The organism is Bacillus pretiosus, assembly GCF_051294775.1.
Classification (GTDB): Bacteria; Bacillota; Bacilli; order Bacillales; family Bacillaceae_G; genus Bacillus_A; species Bacillus_A wiedmannii.
The window spans coordinates 196262-214158 of the sequence record NZ_JBPPHF010000003.1 but is presented as its reverse complement, the minus strand read 5'-3'; the positions used below and the strand labels follow the sequence as shown (position 1 = coordinate 214158).

The following is a 17897-nucleotide window of genomic DNA, read 5'->3' as shown; positions in this document are numbered from 1 at the left end:
CAGTATTAATCCTAATTCATTCTAGGAGGTCTATTCATGAAACATACAGGAAGACATACAGGTGCATTTCTTTTGCTATTTCTAGCTGAGGGGGATAACTATGGCGGGCAATTATTGCAAAAGTGCGAAGAAGAACTTCCAGTCAATCCAATCGATAGTGCCATTTTATATCGTACGCTAAAAAAATTAGAAAACGAAGGTGCAATTGAATCTTACGTAAGTACAGATCATCAAGACAAACCGAGAAAGATGTACAAAATTACGCCTGCTGGAAAGGAACAATTGGCAGAGTTTCAAATGGATATTGCAGAAAAAATGAAGAACTTATCCTTTTTCATAGACAAATATAAGGAATTAAAGGATTCCGACCATGATTAATGGCGTGATCCTTTACACTTTAGCCATTATTCTTACGGGGATTTCTTTTATGAAGGACCGGACAAAAACGAAAAAAGCTCTATGTAAGTCATGGAAAATGTTTCGCAATCTTCTACCTGCGATGCTCTCCATCATGCTCTTCGTTGGCTTATCGCTTTCTATATTAACACCGTCTTTCATCTCTTCTATTATTGGGGAGCAATCTGGATTGTTAGGTATTATTTATTCAGCAATACTCGGATCCGTTGCACTTATTCCAAGCTTCGTCGTATTCCCACTTGGTAATACGTTAGTACAACACGGTGCAGGCCTTCCTCAAGTTGCGGCACTTATGTCTACACTCATGTCAGTAGGAATTACAACATTACCGATGGAACAAAAAATATTCGGACGAAGCTTTGCTTACGCACGTAATGCATCTGCATTACTCATGTCACTCCTATTCTCCTACATCATTTGGGTGGTGATGGTATGAAGGAACTAAAAAGATATCGCTTCTTTTTCATTTTATTACTGGGACTGATTGTATTAACTTTTATAAATCAATCTTTAGGATGGAGCGCATTACAATTAACAGGAAATAGCATTTTAGATATGTTGTTTCTCCTTCCCCCTGTCCTAATATTTGTAGGATTACTTGATCAATGGGTGAAGAAAGAAACGCTCATGAAATACATGGGCGAAAAATCCGGCATATACGGAATCTTATTCTCTCTATTATTAGGTGGCATTGCAGCTGGTCCTCTCTACGTTGCCTTCCCAATTGCAGCACTCCTATTAAAAAAAGGCGCAAGTATTCGGTACATCGTCTTTTTCTTAGGCGTTTGGACAACTGCGAAATTGCCAATTCTCGTGTATGAATTCTCTTCATTTGGAGCTACTTTTACACTCATTCATATTGGTTTCGGGCTAGTATTCTTTTATGTAATGGGGCTTATTTTTGAGAGGTTTTATGATCAGGGACAGTTGCTTCGGTATGATGTTACGGAGGAGATGTAGGAGTAACAAACATTGGATAACAGACGCTGAAAATCGAACTGTCATTGAAGCATCTTTAATTACTACTACTTAAAAGGAGCTGTCCCACGAGTCATTTTTTGACTATGTGACACCTCCTTTTTATTTTAGAAACATTACCATAACCTTAATTCGACACAGTATAATAAATGTATAATACAAAAATTTCCATGTTCTTGTTTTGTAATATTTTTTGGAGATGATTATCTTGAGTAAAAACGTGAATTTATTTCTTCAAATAGGAATTGGAATTATCATTATGATCGCACCTATTATCATCATAGGATTAATGTATGATGGATCGACAGCTATGGGCAATTTATTAGTTGCCGAATTTATAATGAGAATACTTTCCCTTATTATCGGCCTTTTAGTCATTAGCAAAGCTTTACATCGTTATGCCCAATAGTTATTCATCCTCAAAAAGGATAGCCATTGAACATACCATATTTATACAAATAAACTAACGATTATATTGTGTCCTCCATTGAGATTACACCGACCATTCTTCTGTATTAAAATATCCAAGACAAATGTTACGAAAGAAATATAAAAAAGACACCTTTCCTAGAAAAGATGTCTTTTTTATTTGAACCTTAATTCTCGTTCTGTAAAACCCTCGCTGCCTTGACTCCCTCTTTCTCTTCTTTTAAAAACAGTGATACGATACATGCAACAATGATAAAGACTAACCCTAGTGCAAATGCACCTTGGAATCCAGATGTTAAACCATTTAACTTCTCTACTGGATCCATTGGATTTGCGGAGCTTTCCATATACTGAGTTGTTCCTGAAGACATTTTCGAAATAAAGATAGCCGTACCAATTGCGCCAGCTACTTGTTGCAGTGTATTAAACAACGCTGTTCCGTGCGGGTATAAATCTGGTGTTAACTGATTTAAGCCGTATGTTTGTGCCGTCATAACAAACATGAGTCCAACCATTAATACGCTATGCATAACAATAATTTGTACCATTGATGTATCAGGAGTAATGCCTTTAAATAAGAACATTGCTATCCCTACTAATACAATGCCGGGAACGATAATAACTTTCGGACTAAATTTATCAAATAGTTTACCTGCGATTGGTCCCATGATGGCGCTAATAACACTTCCCGGAAGCATGATGATTCCTGATTTAAAGGCTGTGACAAGTAAAACTGTTTGCAGGAACATCGGTAATAACGTCATCGTTGAAAATAACGACATCATCACAATGACAATTAATCCAACTGATAATGTAAACATCGGAACTTTAAATGCGCGTAATTCTAAAATTGGATTCTCAATTTTCAATTGTCGAAAGACAAAAATACATAATGAGATAAGCCCAACAATTAAAGTGCCATACACTTTTGCATCGGACCATCCTAAGTCACCTGATGCACTAAAGCTATACACAAGTCCGCCAAATCCTAGTGTCGATAAAAGGATTGATGGATAATCTACTTTTGGCCTTGTTAACTCTGAAACATTTTGAATGTACTTCATTCCAATCATAATGGAAATGATCACGACAGGAATAACAATATAGAATAACCAGCGCCAATTTAGTGAGTCTACGATTACTCCAGATAATGTAGGGCCAATTGCTGGAGCTGCCATCATTACAAGTGCGATTAATCCCATTGTTGCACCACGTTTTTCAGGCGGACAAATAATTAAAATCGTATTCATTAATAACGGTGAAATTAACCCTGTCGCTACCGCTTGGACGATACGGCCGACTAATAAAACGGAAAATGTCGGCGCAAATCCCGCAATTAATGTACCAGCTAAAAACGTGACCATAGCGATTAAAAACATTTGCCTCGTTGTGAGCCATTGCTGAAGTAACGCTGTAATCGGGACTAAAACACCAACTACTAACATGTAAGCTGTAGAAAGCCATTGAATCGTTGAAGCTGTTACGCCAAATTCTTTCATTAATACGGTTAACGCATTACCAAGTAACGTTTCGTTTAATAATGCAACCATTGCCCCTAGAAGTAATGCAATTAAAATGGGGGTATGTTTCAAATTAGAAGTATCAACTTTGCCACTTGCAGGGCTCTTAGTTGTCATATTCATGTACAAATTCTCCTCCTGTTTCTTGCTAAAAAAACTTTAAATATACCTAAACACATGTAATATAATATACATATGTAGATTAAAAAGGGAGAATCAATTTTCAGCCACTGTATATTTAATCTACAAAAAAGGAGAATTGTAGATGAACGATAATGAAAAACAACTTGATTTACGCATTAGACGTACACATAAATTACTGTGGGATTCCTTATTTGAATTAATGACGCAATCAAAACAGAAATATAGTACGATCACGATTAACCAAATATGTGACCGCGCGATGGTACACCGAACAACCTTTTATAAACACTTCGAAGATAAAGATGCTTTATTAGCATTTGGATTTAAACGATACAGCAAGATGATTGCGGGAATACCCGTTTCAGATCGATTAAGTAAACCATTTCAAGTGATGGAACAATTTCTACACCATGAAGAAATCGGTAAAATATTAGAGACGCAAATGTCTGATGAACAATTCATTAACCGGACACAGTATTTAAGTCACGAAACGAGAAAACAAGAAATAGAAGCGTTACATCAACTGCGCAAAAATCATACGATGCCAAACGATTTAATCATTGAATTTTATTCAGGGGCAATCACCTCATTAAGCGCATGGTGGTTTAAAAATGAAAGAAGCGTTTCTGCGGCTGAAATGGATAGGTACCTCCACCAACTTATTAACCGGGATATTTTTCAGTTTGAAGAGGAATAAGACTACACCTTTTCAATCATGCAATCAAATTGACCACAAAATAGGAATATGATATATTTTCCGTAGAATACTATATAAGTATGACATCAAATAAAATGGCATATAATAAAAAGAAGAGATGCGCTAACATCTCTTCCTTAACTGCTACCGTATAGGGTGGTGGTTATTACACGTTACTATTTTTTACGAAACCCACCCTTTTGCTTCCTACGGCGCGGAGTGGGTTTTTTGTTGTCCTTACCCAGAAGTTGCTTCCGCAAAAAATACGCTGAAACTTCACGTACAGTCGCTTTTACAAATTCTTTTACAAGGTCAAACAAAAACTCCATATTATCACCCCCTTTCCTTCCAAATGGAAAGAAGGGATAACCACCCACCCTCACAATATGCAGTTACATATATTTTATCAAATGATTGTAAAGATATTATGTAAACCAAACAAATGAAATTTTACATAGAAAAAAAGCCCTTCTAAACCGGGCTTTTCTATCACCATTATTTAGCGATCTTCTTCAAATCCGAACTTTCTATAATTGAAAGCATATCCACCTTTTATTAAGACGGACCATAACCAATAAGATGAGCAATTATAACTGCTATTAAACCGATTGAGTATTCAATTAGAATTAAAGGAAGAATCCACCTTGCCCACCTTGTCCATGAAATTCCTGCAATTGCTAATCCAGCCATTAGCGTACCACCCGTCGGAAAAATAATATTTCCAATACCATCCGCGAATGAAAAGGATAATACGGCTGTTTGGCGTGTAATGTCCAATAAATCTGCAAGTGGCGCCATGATAGGCATTGTCAACATCGCATGACCACTACCTGATGCTAAAATAAAATGAATCGCTACTTGGAAGTTGTACATTCCAACAACACTTAAAAAAGGAGATACATGTTTCATTTCTTCCGATACTTGATACAGTAGCGGGTCTATAATATGCCCTTGATTCAATACAACTAAAATAGCGCGTGATACACCAATGATTAAAGCGCCGCCAATTAAAGATGCCGATCCTTGTGTAAAAGATTCTACAGTATCATCAAGAGATATCTTGCCAAGAATTGCAATGATTATAGTTAAAATAATAAATAAGGCTGCAATTTCTTTTATATACCACTCGTACTTAATAACACCGAATACAAGTATAATATAATTGATTAAAAAGGCCGTTAATATCCATTTATGTCTTTTTGTTAACTCTACTTTCGCTGTTAGTAAGCTGTCTTGCTTGTTTGTATCGAATTTTCCGTAAATTCCAACCGAAGGATCCCTCTTTACTTTCATAGCATGACGATAGACGAATGTAACCGCAATTACATATATGACTACGAATAAAACGAGGCGGAACCCCATCCCCGAATACATAGGAAGACCCGCTATCCCTTGCGCAAGCCCAACTGTAAACGGATTCATAATTGCCGTTGTAAATCCAACAGACGCTCCTACTAGTACCATCGCAGTTCCTGTTATCGTATCAAATCCAACCGCAAGAGCTAGCGGGATGAATAGAGGTACATACACTAAAGCTTCCTCCGCCATTCCCATTAATGACCCGCCAAGCGCAAAGAACAGCATGATAATAGGAATCATTAACTTTTCACGGTTAGCAAGTTTTTTTGCCATCGTTGAAACAAGAGCCTCAACCGTACCGGATGCCTTTAATACACCAAAAAAACCTCCAATAATAAGAATAAAAAAGATAATATTAGCAGCTTCTACCATCCCTGTAGGAATAGATTTTACCGTATCAAAAAATCCAAGTGGCGTTGATTCAATCCATTTAAATGAATTTGGATCTACTGTTGTATACCCATTTTTTTCAATCTGCTCATATTTTCCGGCTGGCAATATATGTGTAATAACCGCCGCAATAACTAACAAGACAAGTAACATTGCAAATACGTTTATTTTCCATTCTTTTTTTTCCTTTTTTTCTTCTGGCTCAAATGAAACTGCCTTTTGTGATACTTGACTCATATACCAATCCCCTTTGCAATAGAGTGAAACTTTAATCATTGGGGGTTTCATTCATCCCCCAATGATTATTACTTTTACAAGCAGCCAGCAGTCTGGTTTCCCCACTACCATGACGTACCAAGCTATCCACCAATTCTTTTATTTATAACACGCTATGATTTAACTACCTTTTTACTAATTTCATTTACAAATTGGTTAAATAAACGTTGCTGTAGAGCATCCTTTTCCGACATCATTTCTGGATGCCATTGAACCGCTGCTACATAACGATGAGCCTTCGATTCAATAGCCTCTATTACACCATCAAAGGACCATGCGCTCGCCTCAAAATCTTTCCCTAATGTTTTCACTGCTTGATGGTGAAAAGAATTAACCATTAAAGATTTTTGGCCAATAGCCTCATAAATTTTCCCCTCTTCCAGAAGATCTACAGAATGAGAGCCTTGCCATTTACGGAACTGTTCTCGAACATGGAAATATTCTGGCCCCATCTCGTGCTCTAAGTCTTGATAAAGAGATCCACCAGCTGCAACATTTAACACCTGTAATCCTCGGCAAATTCCTAAAATAGGAATATCTTTTTCTAAAGCCTGCTTTGCCAGATTTAATTCAAAATTATCTCGTTCTTCCTCTACAGTACCTATATATGATTTTGGAGTATCACCGTAATAAACTGGATTGATGTCCGCGCCACCAGCCAATAACAATCCATCTAATTGATTAAGTGTGAACTCAATTTGATCAACTTCCTCAATTGGAAGTAGAACAACCGTTGCACCTGCCCTTTGAAGGGAACGGATGTAGTCATAAGAAAAGAGAGCCATATCTTGACCTGGTAACCCTCGCAAGCCCTCCTTCCCTATTTCACTATGATCAACATAATACCCAGTAACACCAATTAGTGGTTTCATTTTCTCTCACCTCATAATTTAAATGGTTTCGTTGTCTTTCTCTGCTGAAATTGTATACTCTTAACCTCCCTTTTCTAACAAGTGGTAAAGAATTAAATATGTAAATTACGACTCTACTCATTTCACTATTTCTTTACACACCATTGATATAAGCAAATATCATGCCAACATTAAATTCCGAACGATTATTTGCACATATTTAAATATTTTGTCACTTTATCGGTGTTTGCTGTGTTGAAATGTATTATAATTGGTTATTAATTGGTTACGTAATAACCAATTAATAACCAACTTTAGACCAATTACATTCAACTAATGAGGTGCTCTATGAACAAATTTGAAACCAACCACATTGTATTGATCACCGTTTTAAAAGAAACACGAAAAGCCCTACATCAACAACTAACGGAGATGGTAGGTGATCTCATAGATATCGAAAGTTTTTCTGTAGAAGAAAGCATTCCAAAAGTATTTCATTCTACATTAATTGTGTTACCTAATACATTTACGATAGAAACGGTGAAAGACTTTATTGGGGAAAACTGCGAAGTAATAATAGCAAAACGAACATTAAATTATGAAAACGTGGACCAGCTTTTATTTTTACCAGAAGGCACACAAGCTCTATATGTGAATGATAATCATGAAACAGTATACGAATCAATTGAAACGATGCGTCAATTGGGGCTGAACCACATTGAATATGTCCCATACTATCCTGGAAAAACGAATATACAAATGATCAAGCTTGCAATTACACCTGGCGAACTTGAAATTATCCCTGACTTCGTAGAAAAAGTAATTAATATCGGTCATAGATTAATAGATATTACGACAATCATGTCCATCCTAGATCGATTTCATTTAATGGAGGAATCAGGTAACCACGTTTCTGAAAGATACTATCGAAAAATAGTAGATTTAACAAAGAATCTAGCTAAAGCTCATCGACAACTTCATCAAGTTATTGATGGTGTTGGTGATGGCATACTAGCTATTGATTATGAAGGAAGAATTATTGTCTTTAATGAATTTCTGGAAAACATGCTGAAAATAAAAAGTAAAAACGCTATCGGTCATCCGATTGATGCCATTATTGATAATATTGATTTAGTAAACTTCATCCTTTCAAATAAGCAACAAGAAAGCGGAATATTTGTTGTAAACGGCTTAGATGTAATAGTGGAACGTCTACATATAAATGATCAATCAATTATTGTTACTTTTAGAAATGCCCTTAAGACCATCGGATTTGAACGGAAATTGAGAAAAGAATTTGTCAAAAAAGGTTATGTAGCAAAATACAACTTCCATAATATCGTTGGCATTAGTTCTACGATTCAAGACACGAAACAAATTGCCAAAAGGTTAGCTAAGACGGATTTAACTGTATTAATTGAAGGTGAAAGTGGTACCGGAAAAGAGTTGTTTGCAAGTGCTATTCACAATGCTTCCAAGCGAAATAGCGGCCCTTTTCTTGCTGTTAACTTCAGTGCTTTATCGGATGATTTAGTCGAGAGTGAATTATTTGGTTATGAAGACGGAGCGTTTACCGGAGCAAAAAAGGGCGGGAAAATGGGATTATTTGAGCAAGCAAATGGTGGCACCATTTTTTTAGATGAGATTGGAGATATTAGCCTGAAACTTCAAGCACGACTACTTCGAGTATTGCAGGAAAAAGAAATCATGCGTGTTGGTGGAAGCCAAATTATCCCGATAGACGTAAGGATTATTGCAGCAACCAATAAGGATCTACTGAAAATGATTCAAGAAAATATGTTTAGAGAAGACTTATACCATCGGCTTAAAGTACTCTTTATACACCTTCCCGAATTAAGGGCGCGCCGAAATGACATTGAATTATTAGCTAAACATTTTGTTGCGCTATCGGACCCTAAAGTTAAAATCGAGCAAGAATTAATTGAAGAACTTCAAGGATATCCATGGTACGGAAATGTAAGAGAACTTAAAAATACGATAGATTACATGCTGGCTGTCCGTACCGGAAACCAAATAACAAAAAATGATTTACCTAATCAACATTACTTTCAAAAGCCTCCACATAAGAAAACAAATAGCGACCAAGCCGAGAGTATAACACCCTTTTCTTCAAGTTCAAACGCTCTTGATCAAGAATCACTTTTCATCCTTACCCTTATCATAAATTATGAAGACAAAGGAAAAGCAATCGGAAGAAGAATTATTTCTGAAAAGAGCCAAGAAGTCGAAATAAACTTATCTGAAGCACAAGTGAGACACCGATTGAACTTCCTGAAGATGAAAGGTTATGTGCAAATAAAAAGAGGTAGAGCAGGGATTCATTTAACAAGAAAAGGATTGGAGATTGTACGTAATCTTTAGTCAAGGTTCGGGTTTTTAGATATATAGAGGCTGTTTTATAAACAGCCTCTTTTTTTAATGGAATAAAACGTCGATAAATTTAAGTTACAAATATTCAGAATTAATATTAAAATATAGAATGGGGATAGGGGTATGGGATTATAAAGTGAAACTTTAATCAGCCCTCACCAATCGGGCATTTACGGGCAGTTGATCTCCCACCTAACTTCTTTGCTCCAGCCGAATTTTGAGGTGGGAGTCTTACTGCCCACAAATAGCGGGGTAAAATTTATACATAACGAGGGAATAGAAATGAAACTACAATTAAAAGCGGATTTAGGGCTACTACTAGTTACATTCTTTTGGGGTGCATCCATCTTACTTACAAAGGTTGGACTTGAAGGCATTGAAGAATATAATTTAATCGCATTACGATTTATTATCGCCTTTCTTTTATCAGGTTTAATATTTTACAAACATTTATTCAAAATCGATTTTAAAACTGTAAAATATGCATTTATACTCGCTTCTGTTTTATTTATCGTTTACATTTTCGCGACATTCGGTACAAAGTATACGAGTGTTTCTAATGCTGGTTTCTTACTATGTCTCACAGTCATCTTCATTCCGATATTATCAGCTATATTTTTAAAACACATTCCTGAAAAGAAAGTGATCGTAGGAATCTTTTTAACGATAATAGGAATCAGCTTATTAACATTAACGAGCGAATTCAAGATCGGTAACGGCGATATATTTTGCATACTGTCAGCCTTATTTTATGCGATTCATGTCATCATCACTGGCAGTGTAACAAAACATGTAAACTCCATTGCACTTGGAGTCATACAACTCGGTTTCGTCGGCCTATTTAGTCTTATGTTTTCATTCATTATCGAAACGCCAAGACTGCCTAGCACAACCAACTCATGGCTAATCATCCTAGCCTTAAGCATATTCTGTACCGCAGTCGCTTTCATCGTGCAAGTAATCGCCCAGCAATACACGACGCCTACACATACCGGACTTATCTTTTCATTAGAACCTGTCTTTTCCGCAGGCTTCGCTTTCGTTTTCACAGGTGAAACGCTCACAGGAAAAGGGCACTTAGGCGCGACACTTATATTAATAAGTGTGTTGATTGCTGAGGTGGATTTTAAGGGATTGTTGAGGCTTAATTATAAGAGGAATATAGAGTAAACATTTCACTATAATCAATAAACATACCCCAGAAAAATATGAGTTTATATTATTTTCATCCTCTTACCTTAATTTTTTTAGATGCTACCCTCGAATAAGGTAGCATCTAAAATATGTTACAAAGAATTATTATATTTATGTAACCTGCATAGTTAACCTTTTCTACATTACTTACTGCACATAGTCATACAGATTTTTCGCTAACAATAAACAAGTTACTGTAATGAAAAGGGCGCGAACATACCCGCTTCCTTTTTTTATAGCAAATTTGGAGCCAACAATCCCTCCAGCAATTTGAGCAATCCCCATTATAAAACCATACGCATAGTTTACTTGCCCTACATACATAAATATTAACAATGCACCAACATTACTTCCTAAATTAAGAAACTTCGCATTACCTGCTGCTTTTAAAAAATCATACCCAATAAATAAAAGAGCAAACATTAAAAACGAACCTGTGCCAGGCCCTAGAAATCCATCATAAAAACCAATTGCAAAAATAAAAAAGGTAAAAATAATGACGTGTCGACCAGATAATTTCTTATGAGTAGAAATACTACCCCAATCCTTTTTAAATATTGTATAAATAGCGACTGCACCGAGCATAATCAGCATCAATGGCTTCAGTACTTCTGGGTTCATTAAATGAACGGTCCATGCACCTACTATAGAGCCTATAAAAGTGATTGGAAATAATTTTAAAGCCGATTTCAAATCAAGATTACCAGAACGATAAAACACAATATTACTAGTTGCACTCCCCATTGTTGATGCTAGTTTATTCGTGGCTACTGCACTTGCTGGATTCAGCCCTGTAAATAATAAAGCTGGTAAGGCAATGAGTCCACCACCGCCTACAACTGAATCAATAAATGCAGCCACAAACCCAAAAACAATCAAAATAATTAATATAGATGGGTCTAAATACAAATCCATACTAGTAGCCTCCCCTTTAGTCACTATTGTAATAGTAACTATCAATTTGCTAAATGTAAAGAGTTATTGTAACGTTGAAATATAAAAGCAAACATCGGAGGACGAAAAAGTGGACTACATAGTACAACAGCTTAAAAAAATGGGTTTTAATGAATATGAAGCTAAATCTTATGTATCTCTTGTTAAACAGGGGCCTGCTACAGCCTACCAAGTGAGTAAGGATTCAGGTGTCCCAAGAGCACGAATTTATGAGATTTTAGGTAACCTTGTAGAAAAAGGAATGGTCATGAAAGAAGAAATAAATGACACCACTCGCTATTCACCTCTACCTGTTGAAATCTTTTTACAGAAAGCTCAATCAGAATGGCAGTCTACTTATGAAGGAATCAGTGATTCATTAAAAAAACTCGAAACTTCCGAGGAAAAAACGGATAATCGAGTGATTACTTTAAAAGACAACAAAACAATCATTAGCTATTGTCAGGCACTAATAAAAAAAGCAGAACAACGTATTGTCATTTCAATGTGGGATGAAATGTATGAAGCGTTAAAAGAGGAACTATGTGAGGTAGCTGATAAAGTTTCAGTACAAGGTATTACCTTACATGTTGAAAATCCAATTAAAAATCTAGAAGCTCATCGTATCACACCTTATACAGAAACCCTCTCTACAGAACATTGGTTTATTTTATCGATAGATTCCAAAGAGATGATTTATGGACCATCAATTGAAGAGCGTAATATTGCTTTTTATACAGATGATCCCGTTCATATATACTTACTAGAGGATTATGTGTGGCACGATGTTTTAGTAAATCGACTTGTCCGACGTAGCCAAGATGATTTGCAGCAATGGATCACGGCAGAGAGAAACTCCTTCTTTATGGGGAAATAAGGAGTATATTAAAAGAATCAAAAAATAAAGCATAAGTTAATGAAATGAAAAACTTATGCTTTATTTGCAAAGTCATACTCAAGTCTTTCAACTATTTCCCCTCCACAAACCGCCCAAACTCCTTCAAGAATCTCAATTTAAAACTCCCCACAGGCCCATTCCGATGCTTCGCCACATGAATCTCCGTCATCTCTTTCTGCATCGTTTCCTTATCGTAATAATCTTCGCGATACATAAGCATAATCACATCCGCATCTTGCTCAATTTGTCCCGTCTCTCTTAAATCAGATAAAAGAGGGCGCTTATCTTGACGCGACTCTACTGAACGAGACAATTGTGACAACGCCACTACACAAACATTTAAATCACGTGCTAATAACTTAAGCTTACGAGAAATTTCACTAATCTCTTGAAATCGATTGCCTTTATGCTTCGGATCGCCCGTAATAAGCTGCAAATAATCTACAATAACTAAAAGCTTTTTATCACCATGCTTCCTCTTTAACTTACGAGTTTGCATCCAAATATCTTGCACCGTAACACCTGCATGATCGTAAATTTCAAGTGGTAGTTCACCAATCTCCGCAAATGCCTGACTCACCTTTTCCCAGTCCTCTATCGCAAAACGATGCTTCGGATTCTTCAGCCTACCCCCTGACACTCCGCCTACGCAAGACGCCATCCTTTTTAACAATTGCTTACTACTCATCTCTAACGAAAACAATCCAACCGTTGCTCCAAACTTCGCCGCATGCAGTCCCACATTTAACGCAAACGCAGTCTTCCCCATAGAAGGACGCGCACCAAGAACGACAAAATCACCTTCCTGCAATCCGCACGTCATTTTATTTAGCGATGTATAACCAGTCTCAATACCAGTAATCTCTTTCGCATCTTGATGAAGCTCTTCATATAAATCAACTAACGCATCCTTCAAGTCAAACTCACATACACAGTCCTTTTCCTCTAACTCACAAAGTGCCGTAATCGTCTCACCAATAATTTTCTCATTCTTCTCCGCAATAAGACGCTCCCCCATCTTGTGCCCGAGAACACCCGCCTGATACATTTTCCAGGCACCTCGAACAAGCCCCTCATAATAAGAGAAGTTAGCAGTTGTCGGCACACCATCCATTAACCCTATAAAATACTCCATTCCCCCGATCCCCTCTAAAAACTTCGGATCTACCCTAGAAATGAACGTCACAAGATCAATCGGTTGCCCCTCTTCTTCCATTTTTCGCATTAACTGAAATATAGACTTATGCACCGACAGCGAAAAGTACTGCTCCGTCAAACGGCACTCCTTAATAAGCTCTCCATCAAGTAATAGAGAACCTAACACCGTCTTTTCTGCCTCCACATTTTGAATACTCATGGACGCCACCCGCGCTCCGCTAAAAAGCGCTGCAACTCTTCCTCTGACGGCGCATTCTTCTCCCACTCCTCACATCTCGCCAAAAACTCCTCCGTCTCCCCCGTACTAACAGACGAATCCTTCTTTCTAAAGCTCGCCGTATCCGCCTCAACCTCAGAAACTTTCGTAAATCCTTTCCCGTGCCACCCTCTCAAAATCCCCTTCACATAAGCAACCGTCCGCTTATTATTCTCAAACGCAATTTGAAGAGCCTTTAGCACAAGCTCTTCTGACAAATCTTCCATCCACGCACTCAGTTCCTCCACAGTATGCGGAGACAAACTACCAAAATGTTGCTCATAAAAAGAAAAAACGCGACTCCCCGTCTCTTCCTCTATAACCTCTTCTTCCTCTGTCTCCTCACAAACTGGCTCAACATCATCCACAGCCAAATCACTCGGCATACCGAAATGCGCTAAAAGCATCGGAACATTCAGCTCCTCCTCTACGCACTTCTGAAGAAACATATGTACAAACTCCTTATTCTTCACACCCTTAAGCTCACGAAGAACGCACTTCTCCACATTCGTATTCGTCACAGGATTATAACGAAGCCAATTTAAAACGAATAACTCTCTCGTATCCGCATCATAAAGAATCTTCCCATAATCAATGAAGCGCTGCACAAGCTTATCAACAGTCTCCCGATTATAACCCGTCTCCATCTCAGCTAACCGCTTCGGAAAAGGAAAAATCCCACACTGCGTCGTCTTCGAACAAGTCAGCAAATACACATAAAAATACCGCTCCTCCGGCGTCAAATCCAAAACAAAGTCATCCTGCCAAAAATTCACCTGCACAGTACGATACACCGCCATCCCAATTCCTCCCGTCCTAATTCAAAAATGAAAATTTCCTCTTTGTACTATATATAGGAAGGAGGGGTGGGTTTTTGGCGTGTTATTTCAAAATTTTTTTCGACTCCTACTACGGTGTTTGTTGGTGTTTTTGTTTTGTTATGTTTTTTCTTAGTGATTTATTACTTGGTAGGGGCTTGCAAGGGGCTTATGAGGGGCTAGTTATCGGTTACTTCGATTAGGAAGACTCGATTTGAAAAGTCGCCTCGTTCTTCTACTTTCTTTTTTCGGATGTTGTTTATTTCTTCTAGTGTTGTGCCTTCGTGTTCGGCTAGGGCGTTTATTATTTCTAGTAGGTCGGATAGTTCTTCGAGTTTATGTTCTTTTGTGTCTGCTTCTAGATATTCGGTTAGTTCTTCTTGTGTTTTTTTGCAGAGTTCTTTTATGTATTCTTCTTCGGGTAGGATTCTAGTTGTGGGTGTTTTTCCGTTGGATTTTATTATTTGCGGAATTTTGTTTCGGATTAGTTTGTTGTAGGTTGGCATGTGGGTTTTCCTCCGTTTGTTTTTTCTTCTATTATAATGGAAAAGCAGTTTAACTAGTTGTTAAACTGCTTCATTGCTTCTTTTATATAGTTTTCTTCTTTGGTTGTGAAGAGGGTTGGTAATTCCGATAGTGGGAGATTTGATTGATTAATTATATCCTCTATATCACTTGGAGGTGTATCAAGATAGTTCATTACCTCTTCTATTAAATTGAAAAATCCCTTCACAGTAACTTGAACGTCATGATGACTCGGATCCTTCTCTTCTTCCTTATACTTTTTCAACTTCCCTATCATATCCATAAATCGCCGATCAAACTCTTCTTTTAATTCCTTATTATTATAAAAAGCTTGAACACCATCCTTCGAAAAATGTTCCTCTAACCATTCCTTATTTTCTTTCTCCCATATAAAAGTTTGCAAAAACGAAGAAAACAAAGCGACATCCACTCGTTCTTCCTTTTGAAACCTCTTCTTCATCTCATCCATATGCGAAAGTACCTTCGCAATTCTTTCTTGCTCTGCCAAAAGCACCTCTCTTTGAAAATTCATTTGTCTTAAAAATTCTTTAGTTTCAATATCACGCTGCAATATAATATTTTGAATTTCCCCAAGCGAAAAACCGAGATGCTTAAACGATTGAATTTGCTGCAGCACATACAAATCATCTTTTGTATATAACCGATGCCCGCCCTCAGTATAATCGCTTGGCTTTAATAAATTAATCTTGTCATAATAACGAAGCGTCCGCACCGTAACATCCCCAACACTTGCAAACTCACTAATCATCCACGCCATATCATCACCTACTCCGCTAACTTCTCTTTTACATACTGAAGCATACGAGAAAAACTCATCTCATTCTTTCTACAATATTGAAACAAACCTACAACAAGTAACAAAAAAGGAGCATTCCCTCTATAACGATTTTCATACTCACTAATACCATCATAAAAGTACTCATACTTTCTTTTTTGTAAAACGATATATCGCAATAAACAACACTGCAATCGTAATAAAAATTTGCTTCCCCTTTATCTTCACTTCTTGTTTCATTATCTATTCTCCTTCCACTACATACTTATCTTCTTTAAATAACGGAATTCGAATGAAATAACGATATGGTTCGTCGCGTATTACTTTCCAAGCAACAATGATCACTTGAACGACCTCAAAGGCAAATACGATCCAAAACAAAACATCACTAATACGCGAACTAATATTAAATAGAAGAAAGATTAACAAATGAAAATTGAACGCCTTCCGGCAATGGTATTTGTACACTTCATTTTTACGTGCCAGTGTGATGTACATGAGTAGTGGCGAAAAGATTCCTATTGCGGCTGAGAGTAGTAGCATGATGATGGTGTTTCTTTTTTCTTTTTTGGTGGTTTTCATGAGCGGTTTGCTCCCACCCCCTTTTTGATTTGTCTTCTTTAGGTTAGGGGGTGACGTTGGGTGAGGTGCAAGCACCATTAATGGAAAATATTAAATTCCATATAATCGAGTTACTATTCTTGCCGAACACTTGTATCTATTTTATAATAAAAAATATAAATTACGTACGTAAAGATTGGAGATGTAATGAATGGATTATGGTTTTAGCTATAACTTCCCCGCTTTACGTGGAAAGCAAGGTGGTAAAGAGTACTTTGTTGTCATGTGCCCTTTACGCTTAATCCCTAAAATATTTCTATTTGACGAGGAAGAAATCCCTGCTGAACATCGTGCGCAAAGGATATTAAATAAAATTAGAATCCCAGAAATCACAAATTATATCATTGAGAATCAAAATGATTATGTTTTTTCATCCCTAACAGCATCTATAGATGGTGATATTGAATTCCAGCCATTTAGTTCCGATCAGTCGTTTCAAGATTTAGGACAACTTCGTATCTCTCTGGATTCTAAGTTCCTGATTAATGACGGACAACACCGAAGAGCAGCTATTGAAGAAGCGATTAAACTTTCACCAGAGTTAGGACACGAAACAATTTCAGTTGTGTTCTATCATGATCAAGGTTTAAGAAATTCCCAACAAATTTTCTCAGATCTTAATCGACACGCAGTTAATACAACTTCATCTATCGGTATTTTATATGATCATAGGGATAAGTTAGCATTAGTTACAAAAGAAATTGTAGAGGAAAACAATTTATTAGTTAGGTATACAGATAAAGAAAAAGTAAACCTATCAAAGAATTCACCAAAGATTCTAGCGCTCAATCATATTTTCAATACAAACCTTCGACTGCTAGGAAAAACAAAAGGTGACCTAATTACAGAAAATGAAGAACAATTCTTAAAAGAATTCTGGAACATTCTTTGTGATACAATAGTCGAATGGAATTTAGTTTACAAAAAAGAACTAAGCCCCCGTGAACTCCGAATGAACTATATTGTTGGACATGGAGTATTTATTGAATCTGTCGGCTTAATCGGAAGATATGCTTTTGAAAACTATCCACATGATTGGAAAAAATACATTTCTCTACTATCCAATATCGATTATAGTCGTTCTAATACTTCGGATTGGCTAGGACGAGCTTTCAATACAAATGGTCGCATACAAAAGACAAAAGAAACAGTCACGTTAACCGCAAACAAACTAAAAGAAAAATTAGGTCTTCCTTTGACAGAAGGAGAACAAAAGATAGAAGAGAAATTCCAGTTAGGAGCATGA

General features: G+C 36.9%; 19 protein-coding genes and 1 pseudogene. 9 read left to right on the top strand and 11 right to left on the bottom strand.

Features of this window, described 5'->3' with window-relative positions; all coding sequences use genetic code 11:
* Window positions 1–36: 36 nt before the first annotated feature.
* The 4 genes from ACSG5Z_RS17570 (at window position 37) to ACSG5Z_RS17555 (ending at window position 1804) form a co-directional block, all read left to right on the top strand.
* Window positions 37–378, top strand: a complete 342-nt coding sequence (locus tag ACSG5Z_RS17570; protein WP_435711849.1) for a PadR family transcriptional regulator — start codon at window positions 37–39, stop codon at window positions 376–378.
* A complete protein-coding gene (locus ACSG5Z_RS17565; protein WP_435711848.1) occupies window positions 371–853 on the top strand; it encodes a hypothetical protein in 483 nt (160 codons plus the stop codon). The genes ACSG5Z_RS17570 and ACSG5Z_RS17565 overlap by 8 nt, the downstream gene beginning before the upstream one ends.
* A complete protein-coding gene (locus ACSG5Z_RS17560; RefSeq protein ID WP_435711847.1) occupies window positions 850–1377 on the top strand; it encodes a permease in 528 nt (175 codons plus the stop codon). Before ACSG5Z_RS17565 ends, ACSG5Z_RS17560 begins: the two co-directional genes overlap by 4 nt.
* Before the next feature lie 226 nt (window positions 1378–1603).
* Window positions 1604–1804: a hypothetical protein gene (locus ACSG5Z_RS17555; RefSeq protein WP_157349494.1), complete on the top strand. Its 201-nt coding sequence runs from the start codon at window positions 1604–1606 to the stop codon at window positions 1802–1804.
* Between the two features lie 187 nt (window positions 1805–1991).
* Here the strand turns inward: ACSG5Z_RS17555 and ACSG5Z_RS17550 are convergent, their stop codons facing one another.
* Window positions 1992–3467: an MDR family MFS transporter gene (locus ACSG5Z_RS17550; RefSeq protein WP_262751434.1), complete on the bottom strand. Its 1476-nt coding sequence runs from the start codon at window positions 3465–3467 to the stop codon at window positions 1992–1994.
* 142 nt (window positions 3468–3609) lie between these two features.
* Between ACSG5Z_RS17550 and ACSG5Z_RS17545 the strand changes: the two genes are divergently transcribed.
* A complete protein-coding gene (locus ACSG5Z_RS17545) occupies window positions 3610–4185 on the top strand; it encodes a TetR/AcrR family transcriptional regulator (RefSeq protein WP_098587219.1) in 576 nt (191 codons plus the stop codon).
* 176 nt (window positions 4186–4361) lie between these two features.
* Here ACSG5Z_RS17545 and ACSG5Z_RS17540 read toward each other — a convergent pair whose 3' ends face one another.
* From ACSG5Z_RS17540 to ACSG5Z_RS17530, 3 genes are all read right to left on the bottom strand, one after another.
* Window positions 4362–4514: a hypothetical protein gene (locus ACSG5Z_RS17540; protein WP_000394757.1), complete on the bottom strand. Its 153-nt coding sequence runs from the start codon at window positions 4512–4514 to the stop codon at window positions 4362–4364.
* A 226-nt stretch (window positions 4515–4740) separates the two neighbouring features.
* A complete protein-coding gene (locus tag ACSG5Z_RS17535; RefSeq protein WP_435711846.1) occupies window positions 4741–6171 on the bottom strand; it encodes a YfcC family protein in 1431 nt (476 codons plus the stop codon).
* 152 nt (window positions 6172–6323) lie between these two features.
* A complete protein-coding gene (locus ACSG5Z_RS17530) occupies window positions 6324–7082 on the bottom strand; it encodes a gamma-glutamyl-gamma-aminobutyrate hydrolase family protein (protein WP_137013735.1) in 759 nt (252 codons plus the stop codon).
* 327 nt (window positions 7083–7409) lie between these two features.
* Here ACSG5Z_RS17530 and ACSG5Z_RS17525 point away from each other — a divergent pair, with 327 nt between their 5' ends.
* Window positions 7410–9443, top strand: coding sequence for a sigma 54-interacting transcriptional regulator (locus ACSG5Z_RS17525; protein WP_435711845.1), 2034 nt, complete (start codon window positions 7410–7412; stop codon window positions 9441–9443).
* Window positions 9444–9734: 291 nt separating this feature from the next.
* Window positions 9735–10622 carry a DMT family transporter gene (locus tag ACSG5Z_RS17520; protein ID WP_435711844.1) on the top strand — a complete coding sequence of 296 codons (888 nt, stop codon included), beginning with the start codon at window positions 9735–9737 and terminating at the stop codon, window positions 10620–10622.
* 171 nt (window positions 10623–10793) lie between these two features.
* On the opposite strand, the gene ACSG5Z_RS17515 is transcribed toward ACSG5Z_RS17520, so the two are convergent.
* The gene (locus ACSG5Z_RS17515; protein WP_435711843.1) at window positions 10794–11561 is read right to left on the bottom strand and encodes a TSUP family transporter; all 768 of its coding nucleotides are present in this window, start codon (window positions 11559–11561) and stop codon (window positions 10794–10796) included.
* A 109-nt stretch (window positions 11562–11670) separates the two neighbouring features.
* Between ACSG5Z_RS17515 and ACSG5Z_RS17510 the strand changes: the two genes are divergently transcribed.
* Window positions 11671–12456, top strand: coding sequence for a TrmB family transcriptional regulator (locus ACSG5Z_RS17510; protein WP_435711842.1), 786 nt, complete (start codon window positions 11671–11673; stop codon window positions 12454–12456).
* A 91-nt stretch (window positions 12457–12547) separates the two neighbouring features.
* Here ACSG5Z_RS17510 and dnaB read toward each other — a convergent pair whose 3' ends face one another.
* The 6 genes and pseudogenes from dnaB to ACSG5Z_RS17480 all read right to left on the bottom strand — a co-directional run bounded on the left by dnaB (window position 12548) and on the right by ACSG5Z_RS17480 (window position 16612).
* Entirely contained in the window at window positions 12548–13834 is a 1287-nt protein-coding gene (gene dnaB, locus ACSG5Z_RS17505; RefSeq protein WP_435711841.1) for a replicative DNA helicase, read from the bottom strand.
* Window positions 13831–14691: a DnaD domain-containing protein gene (locus ACSG5Z_RS17500; RefSeq protein ID WP_029437667.1), complete on the bottom strand. Its 861-nt coding sequence runs from the start codon at window positions 14689–14691 to the stop codon at window positions 13831–13833. The genes dnaB and ACSG5Z_RS17500 overlap by 4 nt, the downstream gene beginning before the upstream one ends.
* Window positions 14692–14888: 197 nt before the next feature.
* Window positions 14889–15215 carry a nucleoside triphosphate pyrophosphohydrolase gene (locus ACSG5Z_RS17495; protein WP_435711840.1) on the bottom strand — a complete coding sequence of 109 codons (327 nt, stop codon included), beginning with the start codon at window positions 15213–15215 and terminating at the stop codon, window positions 14889–14891.
* A gap of 53 nt (window positions 15216–15268) precedes the next feature.
* Complete coding sequence (locus ACSG5Z_RS17490; protein WP_435711839.1) at window positions 15269–16012, bottom strand: MerR family transcriptional regulator; 744 nt, start codon at window positions 16010–16012, stop codon at window positions 15269–15271.
* A gap of 8 nt (window positions 16013–16020) precedes the next feature.
* A pseudogene (locus tag ACSG5Z_RS17485) lies at window positions 16021–16270 on the bottom strand (hypothetical protein).
* A 3-nt stretch (window positions 16271–16273) separates the two neighbouring features.
* Window positions 16274–16612, bottom strand: a complete 339-nt coding sequence (locus ACSG5Z_RS17480) for a magnetosome magnetite crystal formation protein family (RefSeq protein ID WP_098189557.1) — start codon at window positions 16610–16612, stop codon at window positions 16274–16276.
* 190 nt (window positions 16613–16802) lie between these two features.
* Between ACSG5Z_RS17480 and dndB the strand changes: the two genes are divergently transcribed.
* A complete protein-coding gene (gene dndB / locus ACSG5Z_RS17475; protein WP_097994018.1) occupies window positions 16803–17897 on the top strand; it encodes a DNA sulfur modification protein DndB in 1095 nt (364 codons plus the stop codon).

What these genes read in the sequence shown, in the direction of transcription:
- ACSG5Z_RS17570 (WP_435711849.1), top strand. Translation starts at nt 37, where the DNA reads ATGAAACATACAGGAAGACATACAGGTGCATTTCTTTTGCTATTTCTA.
- ACSG5Z_RS17565 (WP_435711848.1), top strand. Translation starts at nt 371, where the DNA reads ATGATTAATGGCGTGATCCTTTACACTTTAGCCATTATTCTTACGGGG.
- ACSG5Z_RS17560 (WP_435711847.1), top strand. Translation starts at nt 850, where the DNA reads ATGAAGGAACTAAAAAGATATCGCTTCTTTTTCATTTTATTACTGGGA.
- ACSG5Z_RS17550 (WP_262751434.1), bottom strand. Translation starts at nt 3,467, where the DNA reads ATGAATATGACAACTAAGAGCCCTGCAAGTGGCAAAGTTGATACTTCT.
- ACSG5Z_RS17545 (WP_098587219.1), top strand. Translation starts at nt 3,610, where the DNA reads ATGAACGATAATGAAAAACAACTTGATTTACGCATTAGACGTACACAT.
- ACSG5Z_RS17540 (WP_000394757.1), bottom strand. Translation starts at nt 4,514, where the DNA reads ATGGAGTTTTTGTTTGACCTTGTAAAAGAATTTGTAAAAGCGACTGTA.
- ACSG5Z_RS17535 (WP_435711846.1), bottom strand. Translation starts at nt 6,171, where the DNA reads ATGAGTCAAGTATCACAAAAGGCAGTTTCATTTGAGCCAGAAGAAAAA.
- ACSG5Z_RS17530 (WP_137013735.1), bottom strand. Translation starts at nt 7,082, where the DNA reads ATGAAACCACTAATTGGTGTTACTGGGTATTATGTTGATCATAGTGAA.
- ACSG5Z_RS17525 (WP_435711845.1), top strand. Translation starts at nt 7,410, where the DNA reads ATGAACAAATTTGAAACCAACCACATTGTATTGATCACCGTTTTAAAA.
- ACSG5Z_RS17520 (WP_435711844.1), top strand. Translation starts at nt 9,735, where the DNA reads ATGAAACTACAATTAAAAGCGGATTTAGGGCTACTACTAGTTACATTC.
- ACSG5Z_RS17515 (WP_435711843.1), bottom strand. Translation starts at nt 11,561, where the DNA reads ATGGATTTGTATTTAGACCCATCTATATTAATTATTTTGATTGTTTTT.
- dnaB (WP_435711841.1), bottom strand. Translation starts at nt 13,834, where the DNA reads ATGAGTATTCAAAATGTGGAGGCAGAAAAGACGGTGTTAGGTTCTCTA.
- ACSG5Z_RS17500 (WP_029437667.1), bottom strand. Translation starts at nt 14,691, where the DNA reads ATGGCGGTGTATCGTACTGTGCAGGTGAATTTTTGGCAGGATGACTTT.
- ACSG5Z_RS17495 (WP_435711840.1), bottom strand. Translation starts at nt 15,215, where the DNA reads ATGCCAACCTACAACAAACTAATCCGAAACAAAATTCCGCAAATAATA.
- ACSG5Z_RS17490 (WP_435711839.1), bottom strand. Translation starts at nt 16,012, where the DNA reads ATGGCGTGGATGATTAGTGAGTTTGCAAGTGTTGGGGATGTTACGGTG.
- ACSG5Z_RS17480 (WP_098189557.1), bottom strand. Translation starts at nt 16,612, where the DNA reads ATGAAAACCACCAAAAAAGAAAAAAGAAACACCATCATCATGCTACTA.
- dndB (WP_097994018.1), top strand. Translation starts at nt 16,803, where the DNA reads ATGGATTATGGTTTTAGCTATAACTTCCCCGCTTTACGTGGAAAGCAA.